The organism is Nonomuraea sp. LP-02 (genome assembly GCF_036289125.1).
Taxonomy (GTDB): domain Bacteria; phylum Actinomycetota; class Actinomycetes; order Streptosporangiales; family Streptosporangiaceae; genus Nonomuraea; species Nonomuraea bangladeshensis.
In genome coordinates this window covers 6,906,934-6,927,480 of sequence record NZ_JAXCLK010000001.1, presented here as the reverse complement: position 1 = coordinate 6,927,480, position 20,547 = coordinate 6,906,934, and the positions used below count along the sequence as shown (strand labels likewise).

The 20,547-nt window shown below is 72.7% G+C and carries 22 protein-coding genes; 6 read left to right on the top strand and 16 right to left on the bottom strand.

Translation table 11 applies throughout. The features are described 5' to 3' along the window. Positions 1-3: 3 nt before the first annotated feature. From SMD20_RS32625 to SMD20_RS32615, 3 genes are read right to left on the bottom strand one after another with little or no spacing between them, the layout of a single operon-like run. Positions 4-672 (bottom strand): hypothetical protein, encoded by a 669-nt coding sequence (locus SMD20_RS32625; RefSeq protein ID WP_329588682.1) that lies wholly within the window; start codon positions 670-672, stop codon positions 4-6. Between the two features lie 9 nt (positions 673-681). Next, a complete protein-coding gene (locus SMD20_RS32620) occupies positions 682-1,623 on the bottom strand; it encodes a hypothetical protein (protein ID WP_329588680.1) in 942 nt (313 codons plus the stop codon). After that, positions 1,614-1,934, bottom strand: a complete 321-nt coding sequence (locus SMD20_RS32615) for a hypothetical protein (RefSeq protein WP_329588679.1) — start codon at positions 1,932-1,934, stop codon at positions 1,614-1,616. The genes SMD20_RS32620 and SMD20_RS32615 overlap by 10 nt, the downstream gene beginning before the upstream one ends. 143 nt (positions 1,935-2,077) lie before the next feature. On the opposite strand from SMD20_RS32615, the gene SMD20_RS32610 reads away from it, so the two are divergent. Together SMD20_RS32610 and SMD20_RS32605 are read left to right on the top strand one after the other, a co-directional pair. After that, positions 2,078-2,464 carry a YbaB/EbfC family nucleoid-associated protein gene (locus SMD20_RS32610; protein ID WP_329588677.1) on the top strand — a complete coding sequence of 129 codons (387 nt, stop codon included), beginning with the start codon at positions 2,078-2,080 and terminating at the stop codon, positions 2,462-2,464. A gap of 10 nt (positions 2,465-2,474) precedes the next feature. Beyond that, the gene (locus tag SMD20_RS32605; RefSeq protein ID WP_329588675.1) at positions 2,475-2,852 is read left to right on the top strand and encodes a YbaB/EbfC family nucleoid-associated protein; all 378 of its coding nucleotides are present in this window, start codon (positions 2,475-2,477) and stop codon (positions 2,850-2,852) included. 4 nt (positions 2,853-2,856) lie between these two features. Here the strand turns inward: SMD20_RS32605 and SMD20_RS32600 are convergent, their stop codons facing one another. Together SMD20_RS32600 and SMD20_RS32595 are read right to left on the bottom strand one after the other, a co-directional pair. Continuing rightward, a complete protein-coding gene (locus tag SMD20_RS32600; RefSeq protein ID WP_329588673.1) occupies positions 2,857-3,945 on the bottom strand; it encodes a sensor histidine kinase in 1,089 nt (362 codons plus the stop codon). A 42-nt stretch (positions 3,946-3,987) separates the two neighbouring features. After that, positions 3,988-5,934 carry a family 10 glycosylhydrolase gene (locus SMD20_RS32595; protein WP_329588672.1) on the bottom strand — a complete coding sequence of 649 codons (1,947 nt, stop codon included), beginning with the start codon at positions 5,932-5,934 and terminating at the stop codon, positions 3,988-3,990. A 189-nt stretch (positions 5,935-6,123) separates the two neighbouring features. Here SMD20_RS32595 and SMD20_RS32590 point away from each other — a divergent pair, with 189 nt between their 5' ends. Next, positions 6,124-7,653: a golvesin C-terminal-like domain-containing protein gene (locus tag SMD20_RS32590; RefSeq protein WP_329588670.1), complete on the top strand. Its 1,530-nt coding sequence runs from the start codon at positions 6,124-6,126 to the stop codon at positions 7,651-7,653. Positions 7,654-7,708: 55 nt separating this feature from the next. Here the strand turns inward: SMD20_RS32590 and SMD20_RS32585 are convergent, their stop codons facing one another. Genes SMD20_RS32585 through SMD20_RS32575 form a run of 3 tightly spaced genes read right to left on the bottom strand, consistent with a single transcriptional unit; the run spans position 7,709 to position 8,977 of the window. Then, positions 7,709-7,921: a DUF397 domain-containing protein gene (locus tag SMD20_RS32585; RefSeq protein WP_329588668.1), complete on the bottom strand. Its 213-nt coding sequence runs from the start codon at positions 7,919-7,921 to the stop codon at positions 7,709-7,711. A gap of 50 nt (positions 7,922-7,971) precedes the next feature. Continuing rightward, positions 7,972-8,196 carry a DUF397 domain-containing protein gene (locus SMD20_RS32580; protein ID WP_329588666.1) on the bottom strand — a complete coding sequence of 75 codons (225 nt, stop codon included), beginning with the start codon at positions 8,194-8,196 and terminating at the stop codon, positions 7,972-7,974. Further along, complete coding sequence (locus SMD20_RS32575; protein WP_329588664.1) at positions 8,183-8,977, bottom strand: helix-turn-helix domain-containing protein; 795 nt, start codon at positions 8,975-8,977, stop codon at positions 8,183-8,185. Before SMD20_RS32575 ends, SMD20_RS32580 begins: the two co-directional genes overlap by 14 nt. Before the next feature lie 136 nt (positions 8,978-9,113). Here SMD20_RS32575 and SMD20_RS32570 point away from each other — a divergent pair, with 136 nt between their 5' ends. Then, positions 9,114-9,530 carry an ATP-binding protein gene (locus SMD20_RS32570; RefSeq protein ID WP_329588662.1) on the top strand — a complete coding sequence of 139 codons (417 nt, stop codon included), beginning with the start codon at positions 9,114-9,116 and terminating at the stop codon, positions 9,528-9,530. A gap of 172 nt (positions 9,531-9,702) precedes the next feature. Here SMD20_RS32570 and SMD20_RS32565 read toward each other — a convergent pair whose 3' ends face one another. Genes SMD20_RS32565 through SMD20_RS32540 form a run of 6 tightly spaced genes read right to left on the bottom strand, consistent with a single transcriptional unit; the run spans position 9,703 to position 14,782 of the window. Then, on the bottom strand, positions 9,703-10,464 hold the full coding sequence (locus tag SMD20_RS32565; RefSeq protein WP_329588659.1) for an SDR family NAD(P)-dependent oxidoreductase: 762 nt from the start codon (positions 10,462-10,464) through the stop codon (positions 9,703-9,705). A 19-nt stretch (positions 10,465-10,483) separates the two neighbouring features. Then, the gene (locus tag SMD20_RS32560; RefSeq protein WP_329588658.1) at positions 10,484-11,062 is read right to left on the bottom strand and encodes a TetR/AcrR family transcriptional regulator; all 579 of its coding nucleotides are present in this window, start codon (positions 11,060-11,062) and stop codon (positions 10,484-10,486) included. A 40-nt stretch (positions 11,063-11,102) separates the two neighbouring features. Further along, complete coding sequence (locus SMD20_RS32555) at positions 11,103-12,314, bottom strand: hypothetical protein (protein ID WP_329588657.1); 1,212 nt, start codon at positions 12,312-12,314, stop codon at positions 11,103-11,105. Then, on the bottom strand, positions 12,311-12,826 hold the full coding sequence (locus SMD20_RS32550; RefSeq protein WP_329588655.1) for a SigE family RNA polymerase sigma factor: 516 nt from the start codon (positions 12,824-12,826) through the stop codon (positions 12,311-12,313). The genes SMD20_RS32555 and SMD20_RS32550 overlap by 4 nt, the downstream gene beginning before the upstream one ends. 49 nt (positions 12,827-12,875) lie before the next feature. Then, entirely contained in the window at positions 12,876-13,955 is a 1,080-nt protein-coding gene (locus SMD20_RS32545; RefSeq protein WP_329588653.1) for a glycosyltransferase family 9 protein, read from the bottom strand. After that, positions 13,955-14,782: a glycosyltransferase family 2 protein gene (locus SMD20_RS32540; RefSeq protein WP_329588651.1), complete on the bottom strand. Its 828-nt coding sequence runs from the start codon at positions 14,780-14,782 to the stop codon at positions 13,955-13,957. The genes SMD20_RS32545 and SMD20_RS32540 overlap by 1 nt, the downstream gene beginning before the upstream one ends. 94 nt (positions 14,783-14,876) lie before the next feature. On the opposite strand from SMD20_RS32540, the gene rfaE2 reads away from it, so the two are divergent. Then, positions 14,877-16,307: a D-glycero-beta-D-manno-heptose 1-phosphate adenylyltransferase gene (gene rfaE2 / locus SMD20_RS32535; RefSeq protein ID WP_329588650.1), complete on the top strand. Its 1,431-nt coding sequence runs from the start codon at positions 14,877-14,879 to the stop codon at positions 16,305-16,307. Positions 16,308-16,315: 8 nt separating this feature from the next. Here rfaE2 and SMD20_RS32530 read toward each other — a convergent pair whose 3' ends face one another. Beyond that, the gene (locus tag SMD20_RS32530) at positions 16,316-17,146 is read right to left on the bottom strand and encodes an alpha/beta fold hydrolase (RefSeq protein ID WP_329588648.1); all 831 of its coding nucleotides are present in this window, start codon (positions 17,144-17,146) and stop codon (positions 16,316-16,318) included. 53 nt (positions 17,147-17,199) lie between these two features. After that, entirely contained in the window at positions 17,200-18,777 is a 1,578-nt protein-coding gene (locus tag SMD20_RS32525) for an IucA/IucC family protein (RefSeq protein WP_329588646.1), read from the bottom strand. A 120-nt stretch (positions 18,778-18,897) separates the two neighbouring features. Between SMD20_RS32525 and SMD20_RS32520 the strand changes: the two genes are divergently transcribed. Then, a complete protein-coding gene (locus tag SMD20_RS32520; protein WP_329588644.1) occupies positions 18,898-20,466 on the top strand; it encodes an IucA/IucC family protein in 1,569 nt (522 codons plus the stop codon). Positions 20,467-20,547: the final 81 nt, after the last annotated feature.

Below are 20,547 nucleotides of genomic sequence, written 5' to 3'. Positions count from 1 at the left end.
CCGTCACTGGAGGTCGTCGAGCTGCTCCAGGGCGAACGAGCGGATCTCCTCGTCCTCGGCGGTGGCCGCGTGCGCGAGGAGGTTGGTGTCCTCCTCGTCGGACAGCCGGGCGGCGGCCGCCGCGGCGAACATCCGGGCCGTACGGTCGCCGCCCTCCAGCCGGGCGACGACCTCGCGCGGGTCGACCTCCTCGGTGTCGAGGCGTACCAGCCACTCGGTCAGCTCCTTGAGCTCGGCGTCCTCCAGGGCCTCCGCCCCGGCCGCGAGCTGCTCGGTCTCGGCCGCGGCCAGGAAGGAGATGACCTTCCAGCGCACTGCGTCGTCGCCGTCGCGGACCAGGGCGAGCGCCCGGGCGGCGAGCGGGCCGTCGGTGTCCCCCGCGTTCAGCACGGCCTCGACCGCGAAGAAGCGCACCTGGCGGAGCGGGCTGGCGAGCAGGGCGGGCAGCTCGTCGGCCAGCGGCGCGGCGAGCTCGCCCAGCTCCGACAGCAGCCAGGCGGCCGTGCGCACGACCTTCTCCTCGTCGCTGCGCAGCAGCCGGCGCAGGTTGTCCACCGGGTAGCCGGCGAACACCTCCTCCAGCAGGTCGTTGGCCGCCGGGCCGAGGACGTCGTCGTCGTTCGCATGGGCGAGGACGCGTGCGATCAGGTCGTCACCTGTCTGTGTCTGCATGCGCTATCCCTACTTTCCGAAGAGCCGTCTCAGAGCGGATTTTTCCCGGCTCAGCCGCTCCTCGTGACCGGCTTCCCAGCCCAGGCGCTGCTGCTCGGCCTCCCGCTTCTGGATGCTCTTCTTCAGGTCGTCCTCCAGCTTCTTCTTCTCCGCGTCGCTCATGCCCCTGGTGCTCTGCGGGATCGCACCATGGAACTTACCGGTCTCGTCCCGGCTGCCGCGCTGGCGGCCTCCGCCGCCGCCACGGCCGCCGCCGCTGTTGCCCCGGTTGTTCCTGCGGCCCATCTGCGCGATGCCGTCCCGTACGGACCGGGGCCCGGACGGGTTGCGCAGGCCGGCGGGACGTAGGGGGACGACCCCGCGCGGGCCGCCGGCGAGTGCCGGCGAGCCCATTGGCCCGCGCGGGAGCTTCATGGTGTCGAGAACGCGGCGCATCGGCTCGGTGACCTTGCGCCGCATCAGCGGGGCGAGGACCTTGCCGGTGCCCTCGGCGCCCTGGCGCAGGATTCCGCCGACCGCCTTGCGCCCGGCGAGCACGCGGGCCGTCGCGTACGTCGCGCCGACCGCTCCGCCGAAGGCCAGCAGCTTGGCCACGTCCACGGCGGCGAACACGGCCTGCGTGCCCGCCGCGACCTTCACCGCCGACACCACGGACGCGCCGCCGTCGATCACCCGGGGCATCGACCGCAGGGCGGCGTCGGCCTGGGCGAGGTGGCCGTTCTGCCCGCCGTTCTGGTCCCAGAAGGACTGCAGGTGGGTGGCGGACTCGCCCTTGTGGACCTGCCCCACGCTCTGCACGCCCGCGTCGACCTGGGCCGCCGCGGGCAGTGCGGTGGTGTGGGCGGTGCGCACGGCCACGCTCTCCCGCCCCATGTCGTCCTCGTCGATGTTGGGCCAGGGGCCGAGCATGGCCATCATCGAGGCCGCCGCCGGCGGCAGGATCACACCCATGTGCTCTCCACGTCCCCGGTGACCGCGGTGTTGGCCGTCTCGGCGTCGCGGCTGTTCCTGGCGGTGTCGTGCAGGCCGTCGCCGGTCCTGACGAGCATCGCGTGCAGGCCGCCCAGCGCGGCCATCGAGGTCTCGCGGCACTCGGCGTAGAAGCTGGTGAACACGGAGAACAGACCGTCGTCCCCCCAGGACGACACGCCGTCGCCTCGCGCGTGCATCGGGGTCAGCACGGCGCCGTAGTCCTCGCCGTGGGCCCTGACACGCGCGGCCTCCCGTTCCACCGCGCCGAAGGCGATCTCAACATCTGTCATGGCGAATGACGATATAAGCCCTCTTGTCACTTTGGACGACACTTTGCAGTCATGATCTTGTGATCTGGCGGACATCGACCGGATCACATCCGTCTAGACTGTGCCTTCGTTGTTCCGCTGTCCATCACGTCGGAGGAGGTCACATGCCGTCTCCCGCGCCCGAGGACGACGCCCGCTACCTGGCCGACTACTACGAACGGGCCCGGCAGGTCATGCGCGACCTCCAGGCCGCCCGTACCGCGATCGGGCAGGTCGAGGGCCGCGCCCAGAGCAAGGACGGGCTGGTGGAGGCCGTCGCCACCGGCCACGGCGAGCTCACCGGCCTGCGCCTCGACCCCCGAGCCCTGCGGCTCGGCGAGGCGGCGCTGAGCCGGGAGGTGACGGCGGTGCTGCGCGCGGCCCAGGACGACGCCGAGCGCAGGGCCAAGGAGATCGCCGACAAGGTCGCCGGGGCCGCGACCCTGCCCGAGCCGCTGGACGAGACCTTCGTCCAGGAGCGGGTGGAGCAGGTGGCCCGCGACCTGCTCTGAGGAGGCCACAGTGTTCGAGCACAGGTACGACCCCGCCGACATCAAGGAGCGCGACCTCGACGAGGCCGGCCGCGCGGGCGAGCGGATGCTGGCCTGGCTGGAGAGCGCCCAGGAGGACCTGGAACGGATCGTCGGCGCGGGCAGGTCGCGCTCGGGGCAGGTCGAGGCGCGGGTCGACGCGAACGGCCGGGTGCTCAAGGTCTCCTACGGCCCCCGCGCGACCCGGCTGCCGAGCCGCGACCTGGCCGAGGAGACGCTGGCCGCCGTGCGCGAGGCGTGCGCCGACGCCCAGCGCCAGACCCACGACCTCATGCGCGAGGCGCTGCCCGGCTACGACCCCGCCGAGGCCGAGGCCCGTTTGGAGGCCATGCTCGGCGAGTGGAGGTGAGTGGTCAGTTCGTCGGGAGGGTGGCGGTGACCAGGAAGCCGCCGTCCTCCACCGGCCCCGCCTTGAGCGTGCCGCCCGCCAGCTCCACCCACTGGCTCACCTCGCTCAGCCCCTCGCCGCCGAGTCCGGGCGGCGCGAACGCCTCCTCCGGCCGGGTGTTACGCACGCTGACCCGCACCACGCCCGGCAGGTAGCGCACCTCCACACGGGCGTCCGTGCCCGGCGCGTGCTCGCGCACGTTGGCCAGCGCCTCCTGCACCACCCGGTACGCCGTCCGCCCCACCTCCCCCGGCACGGGCACCGGCACGCCGCTCACCACCAGCTCCACGGGAACGCCGCGAAAGGCCGACTCCGACACCAGCGACCGCAGATCGGGCAGCGGCAACCCCAGGTCGAAGCCCTCCCCGGTGCCGCGCCGCAGCAGCAGGCTCATATGTCGCAGCTCGTCCAGCGCCGCGCGGCCGGTCGCCCGCAGCTCCTCGGCGGCGGCCCTGGCGCGCTCGTCGGCCGCCTGATCGGCCAGGGCGCCGGCCCGCAGGACCATGCGGCTGACCCGGTGGGTGACCACGTCGTGCATCTCGCCGGCCAGCCGCTCGCGCTCGACGCGCTCGGCCCGTTCCTCCAGCGCGCGCCGCAGCCGGGCGCCGGCCTCGGCGTACAGGCCGTACAGGACCGCGAGGGCCAGCACGACCTCGGTGCGCAGGACGAGGAAGGCCGCGCCCGGCCACTCGGCGGGCAGCAGCACGGCGAGGGCGAGGGCGAGCACGGGCAGCCACCGCCGGGTCGCGCGGTGCCGCTCGGCGGCGAAGGCCATGGCCGCGTACACCGCGAACGGGCCCGCCGGCGGCCACACCGGCAGGTGGGCCAGCGGCGGCACCGCGGCCGGGGCCAGCGCGCAGAGCACCGGCAGCGCGGCCGCGGTGGCCGCGCTGATCCAGGCGACGGTCAGCGGGGCGCGCCGCATCCACAGCAGCGGCACCGTGGCGGCGAGGAGGAGCGGCAGGAACGGCCCTCTCGGGTAGGCCGCCAGCGTCAAGCCCGCCGCGACGAGGACCGCGACCGCATCGGCGAGCCGCGGGCGGGCACCGTCCACCGGCTCATCGTACGAGCACGGACGGCACCTGCCCAGCGTCACTCACACCTTGGTGATGCGGACGGCGTCGGCGATCACGTACCCGGTGGCCGAGGTCCAGCGGCTCACGCCGACCACGTTGTACGTGCCCGCGTTCAACGTGTACGTCCCCAGCACCCGCCAGGCCCCGCCGCCCGACCGCTGGTCGACGCTGACCGTCTGGTTGCCTCCGGAGGCGGCCACGATGAACGGCGTGGCGCTGTTGTAGCCGGCGTTCGCCGGATACCACACCTCCACGCGGTAGCTGCCCGCGCTGGGGATGGTCGCGGCGTACCAGGCGGGGTCGCTGGCCGCGACGGGGTCGGCGAAGCGGTAGTCGGCGCCGTAGAGCTGGGTGGAGTAGGCGGAGGTGCCCCAATTGGCGCTCGCGGTGAAGCCGGCGGCGGCGTTGTCCAGGATCACGCTGAACGTGCCACCCGAGGAGCCGGCGGTCCGGCCCGCGCTGGGCGCGCTCTCCTGGTGCGTACGGGTGAGCGCGGTCACGTAGTAGGTGTTCGTGCCGCTCGCCGTGGTGTCGGTGAACGTCTTGGCCCTGGTCGTGCCGACGAGGTTGCGGGCGTCGGCGAAGAAGCACGGGTCGGCGGCGGACGGGGTGCCGGCGACGCGGTAGACCGCGTACGCGGTGCCGGAGCCGGTCCAGGTGAGCTGGACGCCGCCGCTGCCCTGGGTGGCCGCGGTGATGACCGGCGCGGCCGGAGCGGCGGCGGTGCCCCGGGCGGGCAGCAGCGCGGGCCTGGTGTAGTGGGCGTTGACCAGGCGGGTGATCGCGCCGATCCGGTCGGCCTTGACGTCCTTGGCGCTGAAGTAGATGTCGCCGACGATCTCGGGGTGCTGCCTGTTGTCGTGGAGATGGTCGCTCAGCTCCGCCGGGTCCTGCCAGGCGGCGTCCTGGCCGGAGGCGCCGGCGCGGTAGGCGGCCTGGCCGACGACGAGCTGCACGCCGGTGCCCTTGACGACGTCGGACCACCAGGCGGTAAGCACCTCGTAGGCGGCCGTGGAGAAGCCGAGGTGCCAGTAGATCTGCGGGGAGATGTAGTCCACCCAGCCCTGCTTGACCCAGGTGCGGCTGTCGGCGTAGATCGCGTCGTAGGACTGGAGGCCCGAGGTGCGCGAGCCGAGCGGGTCGGTGCCGGAGTTGCGCCAGATCCCGAACGGGCTGATGCCGAAGGAGACGTGCGGCTTGGCGGCGTGGATGCGCTGGTCGAGCTCGCGGATCAGGAGGTTGACGTTCTCCCGCCGCCAGTCGGCGACGTTGCCGAACGAGCCGCCGTACTGGGCGTAGGTGGCCGAGTCGGGGATCGACTCGCCGCTCACCGGATAGGGGTAGAAGTAGTCGTCGAGGTGCACGCCGTCCACGTCGTACTTCGAGACCGCGTCCATGATGGCGTCCTCGATGAAGGCGCGGACCGCCGGGATGCCCGGGTTGTAGTAGAGCTTGCCGCCGTAGGCGAACCGCCAGGAGGGGTTCTTCCGCGCGGGGTGCGTGGAGACCAGCTTGGTGGGGTCGTCGTGGTTGGCGATCCGGTACGGGTTGAACCAGGCGTGGAACTCCAGGTTCCGGGCGTGGGCCTCGCTGACCATGAACGCCAGCGGGTCGTAGCCGGGGTTGCCGCCCTGGGTGCCGGTCAGCCATTGCGACCACGGCTCGTACGACGAGGGCCAGAACGCGTCGGCGGTCGGCCTGATCTGCACGACGACGGCGTTCATGCGCTTGGCCACGGCCAGGTCCAGCCAGGCGCGGAACTCGGCCTGCTGGGCGGAGGCGGTGAGTCCGGTGCGGCTGGGCCAGTCGATGTTCGCGACGGACGAGATCCACATGGCCCTGAGCTGGCGCTTCGGGGTGGCCGGATCGATCTGGCAGGCGGCCGCGACGGCGGCGGGGACGGGCACGACGAGGGTGACGAGTGCGGCGGTGAGCGCCGCCAGGAGGGTACGCAGGAGCGCGGTCACGAAGGGAAGTTTCAGCGCAACAACCGGAAAGCGCAATAGTCTTCACGCTTTTGCGGGGGCCCAACTTCGGACATCCAGTCAACGAAGGTGAAAAGTTTCACCGAACTGGCGAGTAATGTCAATTATCGACATTAGTCACGTAGTTGCCGTAGCGTGCGAGCCGTCACCCTTGTGAACGAGGAGCCCCCCATGGAACTCGCCCGCACGCGATTAACAGCCCTCGCCACCTCCTTCCTCGCCGTCCTCGTCCTCGTCGCCACGGGCCGCCCCGCCCTGGCCGCGCCCACGGCCGCGGACGGCACCCTCACCGCCGCCTTCGCCAAGGCGGCCGCCGCGTACGACGTGCCCCGCGACCTGCTGGTCGCCCTCGGCTACGCCGAGACCCACCTCGACGGCCACGACGGCAAGCCCAGCGCCAGCGGCGGCTACGGCGTCATGCACCTGGTCAGCAACCCCACCAACCACTCCCTGGAGAAGGCCGCCGAGCTCACCGGCCGCTCCGCCGACGAACTGCGCGCCGACGACGCCGCCAACGTGCTCGGCGGCGCCGCCGTCCTCCGCTCCCACGCCGACGCCCTCGGCCTCGACGAAACGGCCAGGAAGGACGCCGGACGCTGGTACCAGGCCGTCGCCAAGTACGGCAACGCCACCTCGCCCGAGCTCGCCCGCCTCTACGCCGACGCCGTCTACGAGAGCCTCGGCCTCGGCATCAACATCCGCGGCGTCCAGGTCAAGCCCCAGGAGGTCACCGCCGACCGCGGCGAGTACGCCAAGGCCCGCGACCTCAACGCCAAGGCCGACGCCGGCGTCCTGAGCACCGACTACGGCCCCGCCGCCTGGGTCGCCGCCAGCTCCAGCAACTACACCGCCTCCAGCCGCCCGTCGAGCTACGCCATCGACCGCGTGATCATCCACGTCACGCAGGGCTCGTACGCCGGCACCATCTCCTGGTTCCAGAACTCCTCCGCCCAGGTCTCGGCCCACTACGTGGTCAAGTCCTCCAACGGCGCCATCACCCAGATGGTGCGCGAGAAGGACATCGCCTGGCACGCCGGCAACTGGACCTACAACACCCGGTCGATCGGCATCGAGCACGAGGGCTACGTCAACGACGCCTCGTGGTTCACCGACGCGATGTACCGGGCGTCCGCGGCCCTCACCAAGAACATCTGCGACAAGTACGGCATCCCCAAGGACCGCAGCCACATCATCGGCCACAACCAGGTGCCCGGCGCCACCCACACCGACCCGGGCTCCAACTGGAACTGGACCACGTACATGAACTACGTGACCGGTGGCGGCACCCCCTCGTGGACCACCACGATCGACAACGCCACCTCCGGCCAGTTCACCGCCAGCGCCAACTGGGGCACCTCCACGTACTCCAGCCAGCGCTACGGCTCCGACTACCGCTTCGCCGACCCGGTCTCCGCCAGCGACCCGGCGTGGTACTCGGCCGCCATCCCCAGCGCGGGCACCTACCGCGTCGAGGTCTGGTATCCGGCCGACGCGGGCTACAACAGCTCGGCGCCGTACATCGTGGCGGCGTCAGGCGGCAACCAGACCGTCTACGTCGACCAACGCAGCGGCGGCGGCTCCTGGAAGAGCATCGGCACGTTCTCGCTGAACGCGGGGACGTACAACGTGGTCGGAATCAGCCGGTGGACCGCCGGCACCGGCTACGTCATCGCCGACGCCGTCCGCATCAGCCGCGTCTGACCCCTCCACACCACGGCCCGTGCCCACCACCGCAGCGGTGGGCGCGGGCCTTCCGTCAGAAGTCGAACTCCCCAAGCTTCGCGCCCCCGACGAACGCCCGGAACACCTCACCCCGTAGGACCAAGGGCGCGACGCCAGGCTGATCGGAATCACGAATCGCGTAACGGCCACCACTCAGCTTGGCGACGTAGAGACAGTCACCGCCATCCGGACCGGAGAGCGAAGACTTTGTCCACCGCACGCTTTCCAGCTCGTCACCAACGCGCATACCTTGCCGTCCTCTTCTCCATAACCGACGAGGGAGACAGCAGGCCGCTGTCAGAAGTCGAACTCTCCGAGCTTCGCGCCACCCACGAACGCCCGAAACACTCCACCGCGAAGAATCAGCGGCGCGACCTCAGGCTGCTCGGAGTCACGAATCGCATAACGGTCGCCGCTCAGTCTGGCTGCGTAGAGACAGTCACCGCCGCTGGATCCGGAGAGCGTGGACTTGACCCACCGAGCTGCTTCCAGCTCGGCACGTAGATCATCACTGATCTTCATACTTCGCCACCGCCTCATGTATCAGTCGCTGGCTCATCGATATGGGAAGTGCCCATTTGTGAATCGCCTCATACCTGATGCTGACCCGCCGCACCATGTCCTCATGAGCGCTCACGGAGCCCGAGGCGGCGTCTTCAAGTGAGATGTGATCAGGCATGTCCTTGCCCTGGGCAATGGCGAAGCCTCCGAGCAGCCCCGCTGTGGCGCCCATCTCCAGCGGCACGATCTGAATCGAGACGAAAGGCCGCGCGAACATCTTCAACAGATGCTCCAATTGCTCCCGCATCACTTCCTTTCCACCCACCGGGCGAAGGAGCGCGCACTCATCGATTAGCGCCCAGTACAAGGGCGGATCCACGCGCTGAAACACGGACTGCCGCCGGAGCCGCGTCTCCACGGCATCGTCCACCCACTGCTCGGTAACTCCCGGCTCCGTCGTCAGGAGCGCTCGGGCGTAGCGAGCCGTCTGAAGGAGCCCGGGGATCACCAGCGGTTGCCAGGTGCGGATGGTGTGAGCCTTCTCCTCTGCCTTCGGCCATTCGCTGAACCACCTCGGCGTGGACATGACCGTCGTGTTCGGCAGAAGCCCGTACAGCTCGCCGTTCAACCCCAGCGCCGCCTCAGCCGCCAGGGTGAACCCCTTGCTCGGCCGCCGCTTGCCGCGTTCGATCAGGCCGACCAGGCTCTCGCTGCATGAAAGCAGCTCCCCCAGCGCCGCCTGCGACAGCCCTGCCGCTTCGCGCGCTTTCCGCAGGATCTCGCCATAGCCCTGTGCCGGCATGCCACGCCCTTTCAGGGGGACCCGGACAAGCCTCAGGAGGTCTGTCCGGCAACGGACGGTGACTGATCGATCACAAAATAGCAGGGCGCCGTCACTCTGAGGAGTGTTCTCGCACTCGCAAAGTCGGAGCCACACTATGGGCAACTCAGAGGTCGTCCTATGGCGCAGCACGACGCTGCGCCGCGACGCCAGAACGTCATGGCAGGCGCGTCAGGCCACCGGACTATGGATCGCCGACAATGATCCGGCGGTCCGGTCCGACGCGCTCCAGATCGTCGCCGAGCTGGTGGCCAACGTCCTCCAGCACGTCCCGAACGGCCGGGGCCGCGACTGGGTCGGCCTCCGTCTCGGTTTCGGCGACGGCTTCGTCCGCCTGGAGGTGATCGACCCGGGCACCCCGTCCCCTGTGCCGTGCTTCGTCCCCCGCCAGGCCGGACCCTTGGCGGAGTCGGGTCGCGGCCTCGGCATCGTGGCCTGCCTCAGCCTCCGGCGGGGGACGCGCCTCCTCGCGGGCGGACGTCGCGTGGTCTGGGCCGACGTAGCGGCAGGATGACGAAGCCCCGGACCTTTCCCGGCTGGGAGATCATCGACGGCGCGGGAGGCGGCTACATCGCCATCCGCCTTGTCCTGGTGCCGTCCACCAGCGGGCTTTCCAATGTGCGGTGCGGCGCGACTTTGGCCGAGCTGCACCGGCATTTGGAGGAGGAGACGCGCCGACGCGCCCGTCAGGCGGTGGCGCCGCCGTCCACGACGTGGTCCTGGCCGACGACGTAGCTCGACTCCGGCGAGGTCAGCCAGAGCACCGCCGCCGCGATCTCCTCGGGTGCCGCGACCCGGCCGATGGGGAGGGCGTCGCGCATGCGCTCGTCCCGCTGCTCGGTGGTCTCGCCCGGACGGGTCGACATCGGCGAGTCGATCGGCCCGGGGCTGATCGCGTTGATCCGGACGCCGTCGGCGATGTGGTCGCGGGCGGCGGTGCGGGTCAGGTGGCTCACGGCGGCCTTCGACGCGGCGTACGCGCCCGCCCCCGGCAGCCGCCAGTGCGCGCCCAGGTTGGAGGCGACGTTGACGATCGTCCCGCCGCCGTGGGAGCGCATGTGGGCCACCTCGTGCTTCATCGACAGGAACACGCCCTTGAGGTTGACCGCCAGCACCTCGTCGAAGACGTCCTCGTCGTAGTCGGCCACGGGCGCGAGCGCGCCGAAGATGCCGGCCGCGTTGCAGGCCACGTCGAGCCCGCCGTGGCGGGTGACGGCGGCGGCGACCATGGCGGCGGCGTCGGCCGAGCGGGAGACGTCGGCGGCGAACGCGCTCGCCCGGCCGCCGCCCGTCTCGATCTCCTTGACCAGGGCGGACAGCCGTCCGGCGTCGCGGCCGGCGACCAGTACGGCGGCCCCCTCCCGCGCGTACGCCCGCGCCACCGCCCCGCCCACGACACCCGTCGCGCCGGTGACGAGCGCGACCTTCCCCGCGAAACGCTCACTCATGATTCTTGACCAATCGTTCTCAAATTTGGACGGCCGTCATGGCCTCTTCGACGGCGGCACGAAGGCGGCGGGGGTCGGGATCGGCGCGGCCGAGCACCCGTACACCCTGGAGCAGCACGAGCAGGAACCTGGCCAGCGCGTACGGGTCCTTGTGCTCGGGGATCTCCCCCTGGGCCCGCGCCCGCACCAGCGCCGCCGCGATGGCCGTCTCCAGCCCCGCCCAGCTCTCCACCACCCGCCGCGACACGACCGGGTCCCGCGAGCCGAACTCGACCGCCGTGTTGACCACCATGCACCCCCGCCGCAGCTCGTCGGCCAGGCACTCGGCCACGTAGCCGTCGAGGAAGGCGCGCAGCGCGGGCAGCACGGGCCCCGGCTGCGACAGCGGCCCCACCACGTCCCTCCGCGCGAGATAGAGCTCCAGCGCCTTCAGATAGAGCTCGCGCTTGCCGCCGAAGGTGCCGTAGAGACTGGCCCGCGCGACGCCGAGCCGTTCCACGAGGTCGGCCATCGAGGTGCCCTCGTAACCGCGCTCCCAGAACAGCTCCAGCGCCTTGTCCAGCGCGACCTCTGGATCGAACTCCTTGCTCCGTGCCACGCGAGTCACGCTAACACTATCGAGAACGATCGGTCAAAAATCAGCGCGGCGTCAGGACCCAGCGCCAGGCGCCCCCCTTGTTGGAGTTTCGGTACGCGGCGAGCTGGGTCATCCGCGATCCGTCCACGCTCACCAGCACCAGGCCGTTGTCGAACTCGTCCCCGCAGGAGCCCGCGCAGCCCAGGGCGAGCACGTTGTCGTCGTCCGCCCAGGCGTGCAGCTGCAGGACGTTCTGGCGGCCGACGATCTCACCCGTCGCGCTGTCGGTGATCTCGGTGGGCAGGCCGTCGGGCCCGAGCACGCGGCGGCCGTCGGGCGAGAGCGCCGACTCCGCCGAGTAGCCGACGTAGCGCTGGCCCTCCGGGGCGTCCCGCGGCTCGCCGTCGAGGGTGTACCAGACGCGATCGGGCACGGTGTCCGTGGGCGCCCAGAGCGCCGTGCCGTCCAGGCTCCAGCCGAGGTCCTGGCGGCCGTTCATGTTGGAAGGGACGTCGTCGCTCGTCCGGGCGGGGAGCGCGTGGTAGGCGGCCTCACCGGTCGCGACGTCGAGAACGAAGTAGCCGGTGCGCGGGCTGTCGCGCAGGGTCATGCTCCCGGGCTCGGGGCCGCGCTCCAGCGCGTCGGGATGGCTGGAGTACGCGGTGGCGAGCACCTTCGTGCCGTCGGGCGACCAGGTGACCGAGGCCACCGGGTGCTCCAGCTCGAACCACTTGAGTATCTGCCGGGTGTTCAGGTCGAGTATGCCCAGCCGCCGGGCGGGCAGCTCGCGCTCCAGCACGGCCGCGACCTGGAGCCCGGGGGCCACGTCCAGCCACCCCCAGGAGGTCCGCTCGTAGCCGCCGCTGCGGGGGTCGTACAGGGACCAGGTGCGCACGACGTGCCGCAGCCTCCCCTCGACCGGGACCTCCTTCTGCGTGTAGTACGCCGACATCGCCAGGCGTCCCGCGGCGACCAGCCGGGTGGGCGGGCTGTGCTCGACGTCGGCGCGCACGTCGGCCGGGGCGGGCGAGGGCCGGGCCGGGAGCGTGATCCCGTCGGCCGGGCGCACGCTGACCGCCGGGCCGGGACGGTCCCCCACCGTCCCCGCCACGAACGTGACGCCCGCGATCAACGCCGCCACCAGCCCCGCCGCCAGGACGGCCACCCCTGCCGGCCGACGGACGCGCCTCCGTAGCGCCCGATCAGCCAGGTCGTGCGGAACGCGGGCCTCCCCGGCCCACTCCTGCATCGTGTCGCGCAGCAACCGGGTCACCGGGCCACCTCCAGCTCTCGTGCCAGCTCCGGGGCGATCTCGCGCAGCCGCGCCAAGGACCGGTGCGCGGTGCTCCTGACCGTGCCGACCGAGCAGCCCAGCGTCCGCGCGACCTCCTGCTCGGGCAGGTCCTCGAAGTAACGCAGCACCACCACCGCGCGCTGGCGGGCGGTGAGCCGGGCGAGCGCCGCGCGCAGCATCATGCGCAGCTCGCTCTGGTGGTTGAGGTCCCGGCCCGCGGTCTCCGGCAGCTCTGCCCGGATCACCTCGCCGCGCCGCGCGCTCGTCCGCCACCAGCTCACCTGCTGGCGGTACATGGTCTGCCGTACGTACGCCTCAGGGGCGGCCACCCGCCGCCACTTCGCGGCCAGCTTGGCCAGCGCGCTCTGCACCAGGTCCTCCGCCGCGTGCTGATCGCCGCCGGCGAGCAGGAACCCCAGCCGCATGAGCGCGGGGGAACGCGCGGCGACGAACTCGCGGAAACGCTGCTCGTCCGCGGCGTCCACGATCACCTCCGAAAGGTTCGACGTCACCCTCTCAGACGCCGCGTGGACCCCTCCGCTATGCGTCCGGCCCGCCGGTTTCCGCCAGCAGGTCCCCGGCCTGCTCCAGTACGTCGTCCACCGGCACGTCGCGCACCCACGACACGTCGTGCGGGCAGCGCTCGCCCCGCGGGTCCACGCCGTCCACGCCGCACACCGGGCAGCCGGTGGTCCACGAGATCAGCGGCCGGTGCCGGGTGCGGGAGAGCGGGCCGTAGGTGACGAGGTTGACGCACCAGTAGACGGCGACGGTGGGCGTGCCGACCGCCGCGGCCAGGTGCCGGGGGCCGGTGTCGTTGCCGATCACGAGGTCGCAGCGCTCGTACAGCGCGGCCAGCGCGCCGAGGCCGAGCGTGCCCGCGGCGGCGACGGCGGGCCGGCGCATCGCGGCCACGACCCCCTCCACCAGGTCCCGCTCGGCGGCCGACCCGGTGACCACGACCGGCCGGCCCAGCCGGTCGGCGACCGCGGCGAAGCGCTCCACGGGCCAGCGCCGGCGCGGGTCGCTCGCGCCCGGGTGCACCGCGACCAGGCCGGGCGGCGGCTCGCCGAACGCGGCGGCCAGCTCCTCCCGGTCGCTGCCGGTGACCGCCACCCGCGGCTCCAGCCCGCCCGCCCGGCCGCCGACCAGCGCGGCCACCTCCAGGAAGCGCAGGCTCTCGTGGTGGTGGTCGACGTACGGCACCCAGCGGTCCAGCTCGTCGGCGTCCGGCGTACGCAGCCCCGCCGTCACCCGCGCGCCGAGCCGCCGGACGAACGGGTTGGAGTACCGGCCGCCGCCGTGGATCTGTACGGCCAGGTCGAAGGCCCGTTCACGCAGCCCCTCACACAGCCCGCCGGGGACCGGATGCCCGCCCTCGCCGGTGGACACGCCGGTGATCGGCGGTAGCGCGATCACCTCGTCCACCGGCCCCGGCCGCCCCTCCAGGAAAGCGGCGTGCCACGGCAGGCCGAGCAGCGTCAGCTTCGCGTCCGGATAGGCCGCTTCGAGCGCGTCCAGCGCGGGCACGGACAGCAGGAAGTCGCCGATCGCGTTGGCCCGCAGCACGGCGATCCGCTCGACGCCGGGGACCAGCCCACCGGGGGCAGGCGCGCCCATCACGCCTCCAGCACGTGGTCGTAGCACTCGGCCCGCCGGTCCACGACGGTGGTCGGCAGCTCCAGGTGGTAGGCGCGGCTGGGCAGCAGCCCGGCGCCGCCGTGGCGTTCCATGACGCGGAGCTGGGCGACGACGTCCTCGCCGGCGTGGGCGGGCGGCACCGAACGCCAGAAGCCGAACCCGCCGCACTCCACCAGCCGCTCCCGGTCGTAGAGCACGCAGCCGCCGATCCAGGCCACCTTGTACGCCCGCCACCCCCGGTCCGCGCCCACCTTGGCGGCCAGGTGCAGCGGGTTGGCCGCGTTGTGCAGGGTGTGCCGCCGCCAGGCGGGCTGGTCCCTCCGCACCCGCTCGGGCCGCACGGGTCCGATCCACTCCTCGTACGGCGTCAGCTCGTGCGGCCGCACGTCCTCCCGGTACGACAGCCCGTGCAGCGCGTACCCGACGAACCCGCACCGCAGCTCGGCCAGCGCGCCGGTCAGCGTGGCGAGGGCGTCCGGCTCCAGCCACACGTCGTCGTCCAGGTAGAGCGCGAACCTGCGCCGGGCCTGGTCCAGCAGGAACTGCCGCTGCTCGGCCAGGCCCTTCGGGGGCACGTTCCGCAGCGGCTCGACCGGCGAGCCCCGATGCTCCAGGATGCGTACGGCCGCCGCCACCAGCGGATCCTCGGCCGCGGGCCGCGCCGACTGGTCGGAGACGACGACGCGGAAGCCGCCCGCGGTCTGGGCGGCGAGCCCGGCGAGCGTGACCGCCAGCGCGCCCGGACGGTCCTTCGTCGGGACGAGCACATCGAGTTGTGAGCCCACGTCGAGTTCTGAGCCGTGCACAGGAGCCCGGCTACCCCGGCGAAACCCCTCGATAACCTGCGGCAACACCCGGCACCCGGGGTTTGGGGAGCCCTTCTGCTGGTACTCGCCTGTCATGGGCACCACCAACGGAAAGATCATCAACGCAGTGGTCGTCGGTGACGTCATGCTCGACTCCTGGCTGCACGGCTCGGCCAAGCGGCTCGCGCAGGAAGCTCCGGTGCCCGTGATGAGCTTGGAGAGCACCGAGAACGCCCCGGGCGGCGCCGCCAACACCGCCGCCAACCTGGTCGCGCTCGGCGCACGCGTACGCCTGATCGGCGTGGCCGGCCACGACGAGCCCGGCGAGGAGCTGCGGCAGGCGCTGCGCCTGCTCGGCGTCGAGACGGACCTGCTGACCGTGCCGGGGCGGCGTACCTCGCACAAGCGGCGGCTGGTCACCGAGGGCCAGCTCATCGCCCGCTTCGACGACGAGGACCAGGACCCGCTCCCCGAGGAGGCGGAACGCGAGCTGCTGCGTCGCGTCGCGGCCGTCGCGCCGGCCGCCGACGTGGTCGTGGCCTGCGACTACGGGGGCGGCGTGTTCACCCCGGCGGTACGCGGGGCGCTCGCCGGGCTGCCCCTGCTCGTCGTGGACGCGCACGCGGTCGCCCCCTGGCGGGAGTGCCGGCCGAACGCCGTGCTGCCCAACTACGCCGAGGTCGTCCGGCTGCTCGCCGAGGAGGACGGCGAGCCGGACCGGCTCGGCTTCCTGATGGCCCGCAGCGACCGGGTGCTGGAGCTGACCGGCGCGGACATGGTGGTGACCACGCTCGACGGCGAGGGCACGCTGCTGCACCGGGCGGGCATGCCGCCGTACCGGACGTACGCGCACCCCGCGCCGCAGCACATGGCGACCGGCGCGGGCGACACGTACACGGCGGCCTTCGCGCTCTGGCTGGCCGGCGGGGCCACCCCGGAGGAGGCCGCGCAGGCGGGCCAGGCGGCGGCCGCCGTCGTCGTACGCCGTCCGGGCACCGCCGTGTGCACCCGCCACGACCTGCTGCGGGCGCTGCGCCGCCGCGAGGGCGCGGTGCAGACCCCGGAACGCCTGGCCGAGCTGCTCGACGAGCACCGGCGCGGGGGCGAGAAGGTGGTGTTCACGAACGGCTGCTTCGACGTGCTGCACCGCGGCCACGTCACCTACCTGGAGCAGGCGGCGCAGCTCGGCGACGTGCTGGTGGTGGCGGTCAACAGCGACGCCGGCGTGGCCCGGCTGAAGGGCGCGGGCCGGCCGGTCAACTCGTGCGAGGACCGCATGTCGGTGCTGGCCGCGCTGCACGGCGTGGACTACGTGGTCGAGTTCGACGAGGACACGCCTGAGCGGCTGATCAGGATGATCCGCCCGGAGCTGTACGTGAAGGGCGGCGACTACACGCCGGAGATGCTGCCGGAGACGCCGCTCGTCCGCGCCCTGGGCGGCGAGGTGCGGGTGCTCGACTACCTGCCCGACCGCTCCACCACCGCGATCATCGGCCGCATGCGGTCACTGCCGGAGAACGCCTGACGGCGCGGCTACCGCAGGACCCGCTCCAGCCATGGCCGCAGGACGGGCAGGGCGTTCTCGGCCCGCATCGCCCCCATGTGGTCGAGCCCGTCCAGCACGGCGACCTCCCAGCCGCGCGCCTCCAGCTCGCCCCGGTGCCGGGTCAGCGGCCCGGCGAGGTCCACCCGGGTCCCGCCCCACTCCTCGGCGTAGTCGATCGCGTCGGCCGAGCCGGCGAAGCACAGGCGCGGGCAGGTCAGCCGGACGGCCTTGTCGTCGAAGTCCTGGAGCGCCTCGTACAGCGTGACGAACTGCCTGGCCTGCGCCTCGCTCGGCACGTTCTGGACCGACCCCCAGTCGCCCGGCTCCACCGGCCCGGTGGCGGGCGGAGGCGGGTTGAGCGCCTTCTCGTACGTGGCCGTGGTGACCTTCAGCATCTCGGCGTACGGGCCCTCGTAGGGCGGATAGCCGCCCATCGCCAGCGCGGCCAGCCGGTCGGTGCGGAGGGCGAGCTGCAGCCCGGAGAGCGCGAGCCACGAGTAGCCGTAGTACGCGAACCGCCCGGCCCCCACCGCGTCGGCCACGGCGAGCAGGTCGGCGGACACGTTGTCCGGGGTGAGGGTGTCCGGCTTGGGTACGGCCATGAGGTGGCCGGTGTAGTCGAAGGCCGCGACGCGGAAGGCGTCGCTCAGCCCGTCGATGAGCGAGCGGCCGAGCGCCGGGTCCGCGCCCCATTTGCGCATCTCCTCGGCCTGCTCGCCCTCGATCGGGCGCGGGTCCACGGGAAGCAGCACGACCGGCCCTGAGCCGTGCACCTCCACCTCGATGGTGCTGCCGTCGTGCAGGATCGCCTCGGCCATGCCACTCACCCTCATCTCATTACGCCGTAAACCATTGCCTGCCGAACAATAGCTTAGGGCGTAAAGAGTCTCAACGGATTAGGGATCGGGACGCAGCGCATGGCCTCGCCCTCGGCGTCCGTCCAGCGCAGCAGCAGGTTCGCCTTCGCCGGGACGTAGGAGGCCGACAGCAGCGCCCGCAGTTCCCCGGGATCGCCGTGCTCCCGCCCGGCGTCCTTGAACACCGACCGCGCCCGCGCCCACAGCTCGTCACGCAGCGCGGGATGGCGCTCGGTCACCGCGCCGGCGATCTCCAGCAGGTTGTTGGTCAGCAGGCAGTAGACCAGCCGTTCCCAGCCGTAGGCCCGGCTCACCGAGGCCGCGCCCGGCAGGTCCGGCCGCCGCTCGGCGAGGACCCGCACGCCCTCGTGGTCGCGGAAGATCGCCTGCGCGGGCAGGCCCCGCGCGTCCACGCCGACCAGCACGTTCTGCAGGTGGCACTCGAACACGACGCCGTGCCGCAGGTAGGCGTGCAGGACCGGCGGCACCAGGTGCTCCAGATAGCGCTCCCACCACAGCAGGGCCGTGTCCTCGTCGAGGCCGTCCAGCGGGCTGCCGGGGAAGCCCTCGCTGATCCCGGCCGCCTGCACGGCGGTCAGGCCGGGCCGCAGGTGCGCGCCCAGCCCGTCCCGTACGATCACCGCCAGCGCCTCGCCGCCGTCGCCGCCGAGGTCCGCGCTCCGGTAGCCGCGATCGCGCAGCACGGCGGGCCTCGGCACGTGCCCGGCCAGCCCGTCGAAGGCCCCGTTCACCAGCTCGGCGACCTCCCGCAGCCGCCGCAGGTCGCGGGACCAGAGGCGGCGTACGTCGTTGGTGATCCGCACGTCGAGGCTGAACTTGCAGAACAGGTCCGTCTCCGGCAGGTACACCGTGCGGACCGAGGAGGTGGCCACCGCCGCTTCCGACGTGACGCCGAGGTGGCGCAGCCGCCCGCCGCGCAGCCCGCCCAGCAGCTCCACCTGCCAGGGGTGGGCGGGCAGCGGCACCAGGCCGTCCGCACCGGCGGCCGGGGCGAGCGCGTCCAGCGCGGCCGGGTCGCCGTCCTCGACGAGGAGCTCGGCGGGCACGCCGAGCAGCGGCAGCGCGAAGCTCGCGCGGACCTCGGGCGAGTACCGCAGCCACTCCTCCGGGCCCGCGCCGCCCCGGGCCTTGGGCGCCGGGTGGTAGCGGTGGCCGGCCAGGAGCGCCTGCTCCGAACGCAGGTACAGGTCGGCGGGCGGCTCCGTGGCCCGCCGCGCGGCCAGCAGCGCGGCGGCGACGTCACGACTGTGGCGGATCTCGGCGGGCAGGACGTCGTTGACGGTTCCCGTACGGGCGCGCAGCTCGCTGGCGGCGAGCTCGACGAGGTCGTCCAGCGGCAGCGGACGCCACCCGTCCGCGGCGCGCAGCTCGGGATCGGCGGGGAAACGTCCGCCGCTCACGCGCAGGACGTGGCCGGTCGCGGGCAGCACGTACGTGCCGGCGTCGGGACCCGGGTGGGCGACCTCCCGGACCAGGCAGTTGAGCAGTGCCGTCACCGCGAGTGCGGTGGCGTGCGTCCAGGCTGCTCGCTCCGGCCCGGCGGGCGGGAGGAGGCCGTCTGTGGATGCCATGCGACCTTCTCCTACCGTTTGTACCCATCAGCGCACACAGGCTAGCCAAACAGGATGTACGTGGAAATCGGGGGGATTATGGGGCGAGGAGAGAGCGAATTCGCGGCGGAGCTCGCCACTGTGCGCCCAGCCCTGTCGGCCGCCTACGCCGGGGCGCTGCCCGGCGCCCGCGCCGCCGTCCTGGGCCGCCTGTGGCGCAGCCTGCTGCACGAACCGCTCCCCGGCATCGCCACCTCCCCGGGCCACACCGCCCAGCACGACCACACCCCCCAACACGGCCAAGCCCCAGCAGAGGCCGAGGTGGTGCTGGCCGACGGGCGGCGGCTGCGCGGGCCGGAGCGGCGGCCCCATGACCTCGGCGAGGTGCCCGTCCTGTGGCTGGACGGGACGCCGTACCGGGAGCCGGCCGCGCTCCTCGCCGCGCTCGAACTCCCCGGCAGCGCACGGCTCACCGCCGACCTGGCCAACAGCGTCGCCTCCCTGGCCCTGTCCCGCGCGAACGCCCGCCCGGACCGCCCCCGCGTCCCGGAGGACCACGAGCAGGACGTCGTGGACGGTCACCCCTACCACCCGTGCTGCCGCAACCGCCCCGGCGTGTCGGTCGCCGAGCAGCTCGCCTACATGCCCGAGCACCGGCCCGTCGTCGCCCTCGACCTGGTCGCCGTCCCCGCCGCCGACTGCCTGGTCTCCGGCCCCTGGCCGGACGCGCTGACCGACGGCGACGGGCTGCTGCTGCCCGTGCATCCCTGGCAGAGCGAGCACGTGCTGCCCGACCTCGGCGTGCGGCCGTACCGTAAGGGGGCGATCCCGGCCCGGCCGCTGATGTCCGTGCGCACGCTCGCCCCGCTGGACGGCGGCCCGCATCTCAAGACGGCGTTCAGCACCCGGATGACCTCGTCCGTCCGCGACATCTCCCCCGGCTCGATCCGCGACTGCGTCCCGCTGTCCGACCTCCTCACGGAGCTGTCCCGCCGCGCCGGAGGCCCGCGCATGATCGGCTACCTGGCCGGGGCGGCAGCGACCGTAAAGGGCGAGTTCAGCGCCGACCTGGCGGTCATGCTGCGCGAGCCCACCCGGGCCTTCGCCGGGAGCGCCGACGTGCTGCCGGTCGCCGCCGTGACCTCCGGCGCGGTGATCCCCGGCGCTATGGACGACCCGGCCGCCTGGCTGGCCGCCTTCGCCCGGCTCGCGCTGCCCGCCGCCCTGCGGCTGCTGGCCGCGGGCGCGGCGCTGGAGGCCCACGGCCAGAACCTCCTGGTCGTGCTGGACGGGCGGGGCCGGCCCGCCCGGCTGGCCTACCGCGACCTCGCCGACGTCCGGCTCAGCCCGGCCAGGCTGGCCAGGCACGGCGTCGAGGTGCGGCCGGTCGCCGCGCGGCTGCTGCACGACGATCCCGCCGTCCTGCACGCCAAGCTGTACGGCTCGCTGGTCGGCACGACGTTCGGCGGCCTGGTGGCCGGCTTCTCCGGCGGCGACCGCGACGTGGAGGCGGGGCTGTGGCGGATCGTGCGCGACGCCGCGTGTGAGGCGTTCGACGGGCTGCCGTGCGATCCGGACGTACGGGCCGACCGGGAGGCGCTGTTCGCCCCGTACCTCATGGTGAAGGCCCATCTGCTGGCGCAGTTCGACGGCACGCCACCAGGGGACAGCTGGATCAAACTGCCTAATCCACTCTTCGTATCGCTATGACTGCGAATCGTCTGGCCCTCGGCGTCGGGAGGGAGCACTATGACGGAGGACCGCGATGTGTGCCGCCGCGTTCGCGAGGCG

Excerpts from the sequence above, each read along its gene's own strand:
- SMD20_RS32525 (WP_329588646.1), bottom strand. The coding sequence starts at position 18,777 with ATGGCATCCACAGACGGCCTCCTCCCGCCCGCCGGGCCGGAGCGAGCA.
- rfaE2 (WP_329588650.1), top strand. The coding sequence starts at position 14,877 with ATGGGCACCACCAACGGAAAGATCATCAACGCAGTGGTCGTCGGTGAC.
- SMD20_RS32545 (WP_329588653.1), bottom strand. The coding sequence starts at position 13,955 with ATGGGCGCGCCTGCCCCCGGTGGGCTGGTCCCCGGCGTCGAGCGGATC.
- SMD20_RS32565 (WP_329588659.1), bottom strand. The coding sequence starts at position 10,464 with ATGAGTGAGCGTTTCGCGGGGAAGGTCGCGCTCGTCACCGGCGCGACG.
- SMD20_RS32570 (WP_329588662.1), top strand. The coding sequence starts at position 9,114 with ATGGGCAACTCAGAGGTCGTCCTATGGCGCAGCACGACGCTGCGCCGC.
- SMD20_RS32625 (WP_329588682.1), bottom strand. The coding sequence starts at position 672 with ATGCAGACACAGACAGGTGACGACCTGATCGCACGCGTCCTCGCCCAT.
- SMD20_RS32585 (WP_329588668.1), bottom strand. The coding sequence starts at position 7,921 with ATGCGCGTTGGTGACGAGCTGGAAAGCGTGCGGTGGACAAAGTCTTCG.
- SMD20_RS32610 (WP_329588677.1), top strand. The coding sequence starts at position 2,078 with ATGCCGTCTCCCGCGCCCGAGGACGACGCCCGCTACCTGGCCGACTAC.
- SMD20_RS32620 (WP_329588680.1), bottom strand. The coding sequence starts at position 1,623 with ATGGGTGTGATCCTGCCGCCGGCGGCGGCCTCGATGATGGCCATGCTC.
- SMD20_RS32530 (WP_329588648.1), bottom strand. The coding sequence starts at position 17,146 with ATGGCCGAGGCGATCCTGCACGACGGCAGCACCATCGAGGTGGAGGTG.
- SMD20_RS32575 (WP_329588664.1), bottom strand. The coding sequence starts at position 8,977 with ATGCCGGCACAGGGCTATGGCGAGATCCTGCGGAAAGCGCGCGAAGCG.
- SMD20_RS32580 (WP_329588666.1), bottom strand. The coding sequence starts at position 8,196 with ATGAAGATCAGTGATGATCTACGTGCCGAGCTGGAAGCAGCTCGGTGG.
- SMD20_RS32590 (WP_329588670.1), top strand. The coding sequence starts at position 6,124 with ATGGAACTCGCCCGCACGCGATTAACAGCCCTCGCCACCTCCTTCCTC.
- SMD20_RS32615 (WP_329588679.1), bottom strand. The coding sequence starts at position 1,934 with ATGACAGATGTTGAGATCGCCTTCGGCGCGGTGGAACGGGAGGCCGCG.